Annotated in this window: 5 protein-coding genes and 1 pseudogene; 1 reads left to right on the top strand and 5 read right to left on the bottom strand. The window is 64.6% G+C overall.

Annotation, left to right across the window (positions count from 1 at the left end):
* A pseudogene (locus Q0331_RS01580) lies at positions 1–285 on the bottom strand (sortase); the annotation flags it as partial.
* A 43-nt stretch (positions 286–328) separates the two neighbouring features.
* Here Q0331_RS01580 and Q0331_RS01575 point away from each other — a divergent pair.
* Positions 329–1618: a nitrate/nitrite transporter gene (locus tag Q0331_RS01575; protein ID WP_298074277.1), complete on the top strand. Its 1290-nt coding sequence runs from the start codon at positions 329–331 to the stop codon at positions 1616–1618.
* Here Q0331_RS01575 and Q0331_RS01570 read toward each other — a convergent pair.
* From Q0331_RS01570 to bioB, 4 genes are all read right to left on the bottom strand, one after another.
* Positions 1615–2928 carry a hypothetical protein gene (locus Q0331_RS01570; RefSeq protein ID WP_298074275.1) on the bottom strand — a complete coding sequence of 438 codons (1314 nt, stop codon included), beginning with the start codon at positions 2926–2928 and terminating at the stop codon, positions 1615–1617. The genes Q0331_RS01575 and Q0331_RS01570 overlap by 4 nt on opposite strands.
* 15 nt (positions 2929–2943) lie before the next feature.
* On the bottom strand, positions 2944–3513 hold the full coding sequence (locus Q0331_RS01565) for an SRPBCC family protein (RefSeq protein ID WP_298074273.1): 570 nt from the start codon (positions 3511–3513) through the stop codon (positions 2944–2946).
* A 122-nt stretch (positions 3514–3635) separates the two neighbouring features.
* Positions 3636–3911 (bottom strand): hypothetical protein, encoded by a 276-nt coding sequence (locus Q0331_RS01560; RefSeq protein WP_005296135.1) that lies wholly within the window; start codon positions 3909–3911, stop codon positions 3636–3638.
* Positions 3912–3930: 19 nt separating this feature from the next.
* Positions 3931–4995, bottom strand: coding sequence for a biotin synthase BioB (gene bioB / locus Q0331_RS01555; protein ID WP_298074271.1), 1065 nt, complete (start codon positions 4993–4995; stop codon positions 3931–3933).
* Between the last annotated feature and the right edge of the window lie 192 nt (positions 4996–5187).

Genomic DNA, 5187 nt, shown 5'->3' with positions numbered 1-5187 from the left:
CATGTTGAAAGACCCGGTTCCTTGGACCGGCCCCGAAACCACCGAGGGGTCATCCTCGTCCTCCCGCTTGCCGTCCTTCTTCGGCTTCTTCTCGCTGGGCTTCGCGGAGCTCGAGGTGGCGGAGTTGGACGAGCCCTCGCTGGAGTTGGTGGTGTTGGAGGCCGAGGGGGCGTCCTCACCAGAAAAACCCAGAACGGCCCAGATGACCAGAGCGATTACTGCCAGCAGGGCCACAACGGCGGCCAGAACGCGGCGGCGATTAGTGAAAGGGCGGCGAGAGCTCATGGTGAATAAGTTTATCCATAACCCACGGAGTAGCGTGTGATGAGTGACAGCTACGGACAAAGAGAAACTCAGCCCCCGCGCGCTCATCGTGTGGGCAGCCGGGGTGCTGTGCTACACCCTGGCGGTAACGGGACGTACTTCCTTCGGCGTGGCCAGCGTGGATGCCATCGACCGCTTCCACATCAACGCTGCACAGTTGGCGGTGTTCACCGCGCTACAGCTGGCGGTGTACGCCTTCGCACAGATCCCGGTGGGCTTGCTGGTGGACCGCTTCGGGCCGCGCAAGCTGATGGTCGCCGGTGCTTTCGTCATGGCTCTGGGGCAGGTCACGTTGGCCTTCACCACGAGCTACCCGGTGGCGATTCTCGCCCGCATGCTGATCGGCGCGGGTGACGCGACGGCCTTCCTGTCCGTGATGCGCCTGATCCCCGCGTGGATTCCGCTGCGCCACGCGCCGCTGCTCGGCCAGCTGACGGGTGCGGTGGGGCAGTTCGGCCAGTTCCTTTCCGCTGTGCCTTTCTTAAGCCTGCTGCACGCGACCAGCTGGCAGACTGGCTTCGTGAGCCTCGGCGCAGTCGGTGTGTTGCTGGCGCTGGCCGCGGGTGTGCTGGTGAAGGACTCGCCGGAGCCGGAGGCAGATGCCAGTGCCGCCAGGACCGCCAGTGCCGCCAAGGCAAGCGCGCCTACCGAGCGCCTGGGCGTCAAGAAGATCCTGGCCAACGTGCTGACCAACCGCGTCTGCTGGCACGGCTTCTTCATCCACTGGACGGGCCTGGGTGCGCTGGTGGTATTCACCCTGCTGTGGGGCCTGCCGATCATGACCCTCGGCCTGGGCCTGCCCGCCGACCAGGCCGGCCTGGCGCTCTCGCTGGGCACGCTGGCCTCCGTGGCAGTCGGCCCGATCGTCGGCCTGCTATCCGCCCGCTTCTACAACCGTCGCATGCAGATCGTGATGATCTTCTCCATCACCGGCTGGCTGGGCTGGCTGTGGTTCTTCACCTCCGCGCCGACGGGCGTGCTGTGGGCGGCGTGCCTGATGAACATCATCATGGGCTTCACCGGTCCCGTTGCGAACTTGGGCTTCGACTCCGTGCGCGAGAAGGTGGACCGCCGCTTCGTCGCCACCGGCACTGGCCTGGCGAACATGGGCGGCTGGATTGCGGGCATGATCGGCGCCCAGGCCGTCGGCGTGCTGCTGAACCTGCGCGCCCCGGACGGCAACTACGACTGGTCGGACTTCGGCGTGGCCTGGATCGCGGTGGCCACCGTGTGGGCCTGCGGTTTCTGCGGAATGTGGCTTACGCGCGACCGCAACGTGCGCCGTTACTCTTAGGCGCTTATCCTCTGGCCTTTCTTCGTGACGCCCTCAGCCTCCCGCTTCTTTGCGGCTTGCGACTTTAACCCGGCGTGGATGGTGGCCTTTAGCGCCAGGTAGGTGATGTACACCATCAGGATGTTCCGGGCGGTGAGCACGAGAGCTGCGAACCAGTGGGGACCTTCGAACAGCAGGTTGTAGGTGAAGGGGAATACAACCGTGGTCAGGGCTGCGGCGAGCACACTGAGCCACGTGAGCTTGCGCAGCGTGTCGGGCTCGCTCTGCGCTGCATCCCGTCCAGAGGCGCTGCGTGCCTCGTCCGGCTGCTTTGCCATTAACACGGCCAGCAGCGGGCCGAACCACGCGACGTACTGCGGGGAGAACACCTTGTTGGAGACGATCAGCAGCAGCACCATGGTCAGGAGGAACAGGGCGGTACTGCGGGGAGACCAGGCGTCACCAAGAAAATGCCACAGAGCCCAGCCCAGGCCGAACAATATGGTGCACGCCATCAACACGCTGCTGGCCGTGACCAGCTGATCCACGCCCGGGCCGAAGATCTCGTAGCTCTTCGACGGGGCTTTGGCGATGTGCCATTGGCCGGGGAAGATCGTGGCGGCGACGATCAGGGGAGTGGCGAGGATGGATTCGATCTGCAGGCCACGGACGTCCTGGTACGTCAGCGGGGAGACCAGGCGATCCCAGCCGGAGGTCAGCGCGGTGATCGCACCGACGACCACGAGGGTGCCACCGAACGTGGCCAAGCGTACCCAGGTGGCGGAGCGATTCCACTTATCCACCAGCCCGGCGGCCAGCGCTGCCGGCCACAGCTTGGACATGGCCGCGAACCCCAGCAGCGCGGAGGCGAGCTTCGGGTGGGTGAATAGAGCAGCCGCGGTTGCGGCAACCAGCAGACCGGGGATGAGATCTAGGCGCGAGTACACGATAGGCCCCGCGGCGGCGGTGAAAGCGGTCCAAAACAGTGCGGCGCGGTGGCTGCGATTCAGCAGGTAGAAGAAGAATGCAGTGCTGAGGGCAATGAGGACCGCAGAGAACAGGGTAAGGAAGACATAGGCGTGATTCCCGCTCAGCTGGATGATCGCGCGGACGGGCCAGAGCCCGGCGTCTGGGTATTCGGTCAGCGGTACGGCGCCCTGGCTGGGGGCTTGGGGCTCCTCCAGGGAATTACGGAAGTAATACATGGGGTCGCCGTTGGCGAAAGGCCAGAAGATCAGAACTCCAACGATAACCGCGTTCGCCAGTGCCCAGGCTGCAATGATTCTGGAACGGGGCCAGGGGGCGGCGGCTAGGTTGGTCTGATCACTCACGAGAGTGAACTGTACCTAAAAGTTCTCAGCTTCCCTAGCAAGCGCACGGACGGTCTGCTGGATTCCTTCTTGCAGGCTCGCCTCGAACTTTTCCTCCCCGCCGAGGACGACCGCGACCAGCACACGGGAGATCAGGGAGGTCTTGCCGCCGGGAGCCAGGCGCTTCTCTGTGAGGACAGTCTGGGAGCCGTCGGCTGTGGGGACGGTCTGGGAGCCGTCGGCGGTGGGGGTGAGCTCGAAGCGCCAGCGCGTGCCGTTCAGGGGGATCTTGAACTCGAAGACCTTCTCCGGCTCGACCTCTGTGACGACCGCCCAGGTGGGCCACCAGAGGATGCCCTGGCGGTTGAAGTTGATGGTGATGGTGCCCGGGGCCGGGGCTGCGCCGACTGCGTTGGTGCCCGTGCCGGCCGCACCCGTTCCGGCCGCACTGCCTGCGCCGGTGCTGTTCTTGCGACGCGGCAGCAGGATCATCTTCTTGCACTGCGGGCTGCGCTTGCCCATCGCCGAGAGGTCGGTAACCCGCTGCCAGACCTTGCTGGCGGGTGCGTTGACGGTGGTGCTGGCGGAAATCTCCGGTGCTGCCATGGTTGTGTTGCCTTTCGTCAGGGGAACGCCTTGTCAGTCTTGTCAGTCTTGTCAGGGGAACGTCTTGCTAGGGGAAGTTTTGTCGCCGCAACTAGCGGTGGTTCCACACTACGTGCTGCAAGCTACGCATCCACCACAATCGAAGAATCCACATCGCCATGCCGGGAGCACTCCGCCGTCCAGCCCATCGGATTCACCTGTACCTTCATCCGGCGCCCGCACAGCGGGCAGAAACGCGGCGGTTCCAAACCCGCCAGCGCCCCGCGGCTTGCCTGCGCAAGAGCCCCGCGGCCGACCCGCAAGGTCTCGTCTGAGGTATCGAGTGGCTGACCTGTGTGGGCGTCATATAAAGGGGTACCGCCCAAGACAAACAGGGCGGTGAGTTCGCTTAGAGGCATCGAGGACGTCACGGTGTGCCTACAGGGTTGCGTTCAGCGCCTTGATCGGCAGCTGCAGCTTGCCGAGCATATCCACGTCGCGCTCGGCGGGGCGGCCCAGCGTGGTCAGGTAGTTGCCCACGATGACCGCGTTGATGCCTCCCAACAGCCCCTTCTCCGCGCCCAGGTCGCCTAAAGTCAGCTCGCGGCCGCCTGCGAAGCGCAGCAGCTGGCGGGGGAGAGCCAGGCGGAACGCGCCGATGGTGCGCAGAGCATCGTTGACCGGCATGGGCTCGAGGTCCGCGAAAGGAGTGCCTGGGCGGGGGTCGAAGAAGTTTAGAGGAACCTCCGTGGGGTTGAGGTTCTGCAGGTCGATGGCAAACTCCGCGCGCTGCTCGACGGTCTCGCCCATGCCGACGATGCCGCCGCAGCAGACCTCCATGCCCGCGTCGCGAACCATCTCCAGGGTGGAGGTGCGCTCCTCCCAGGTGTGGGTAGTGACGACCTCCGGGAAGTAGCTCTTGCAGGTCTCCAGGTTGTGGTTGTAGCGGTGTACGCCGAGCTCCTTCAGGCGATCGACCTGCTCCTGGGTGAGGATGCCGATGGACGCGGCGATGTTGATGTCGACCTCCGCCTGGATGGCGGCGATGGCCTTGGCCATCTGGTTCATCAGGTCCTCGTCCGGGCCCTTCACGGCGGCGACGATGCAGAACTCCGTGGCGCCGGTCTTCGCGGTCTGCTTCGCGGCCTCGATCAGCTGGGCGATATCCAGCTGGATGGAGCGAACCGGGGATTCGAAGAGGCCTGACTGGGCGCAGAAGTGGCAGTCCTCGGGGCAGCCGCCGGTCTGCAGGGAGATGATGCCCTCCATCTCCACGGCATCGCCGCACCACTTCAGGCGGACCTGGTGGGCCAGGTCCAGTAGCTCGTCCAGGTGCTCGTCGCCGAGCTGCAGAACCTGGAGGGTTTCCTCGTAGTTCAGAGGCTCGCCGTTTTCCAGGACCTTCGTGCGGGCGAGGTTTAGGATTTCTGGGGTTTCTGGGGTTTCGGTGCCTTCGGTGGTTGCTGGGGTTTCGGTAGGCTGCTTCGTCTCAGCGGTAGTCATCGTCAGTCTCCTCAAAGCTCTTGTGAAACTTCTCGTGCAAGTTATGGGGGGCGTATCAGTCTTGAGCGTTAGGCTTGACGCCAGTCTTGAACGCTGTTTAGTTTCACATGCTAACGTACCGAGATCGCGACGTGTGACATACCGGGGTTGGGCGTGCAGTCCGGGGGGTATGGGCGCGTGGCGCCAGGGGGG

The organism is uncultured Corynebacterium sp., from assembly GCF_937999985.1.
Taxonomy (GTDB): domain Bacteria; phylum Actinomycetota; class Actinomycetes; order Mycobacteriales; family Mycobacteriaceae; genus Corynebacterium.
This window is presented reverse-complemented; position numbering and strand designations above follow the sequence as displayed.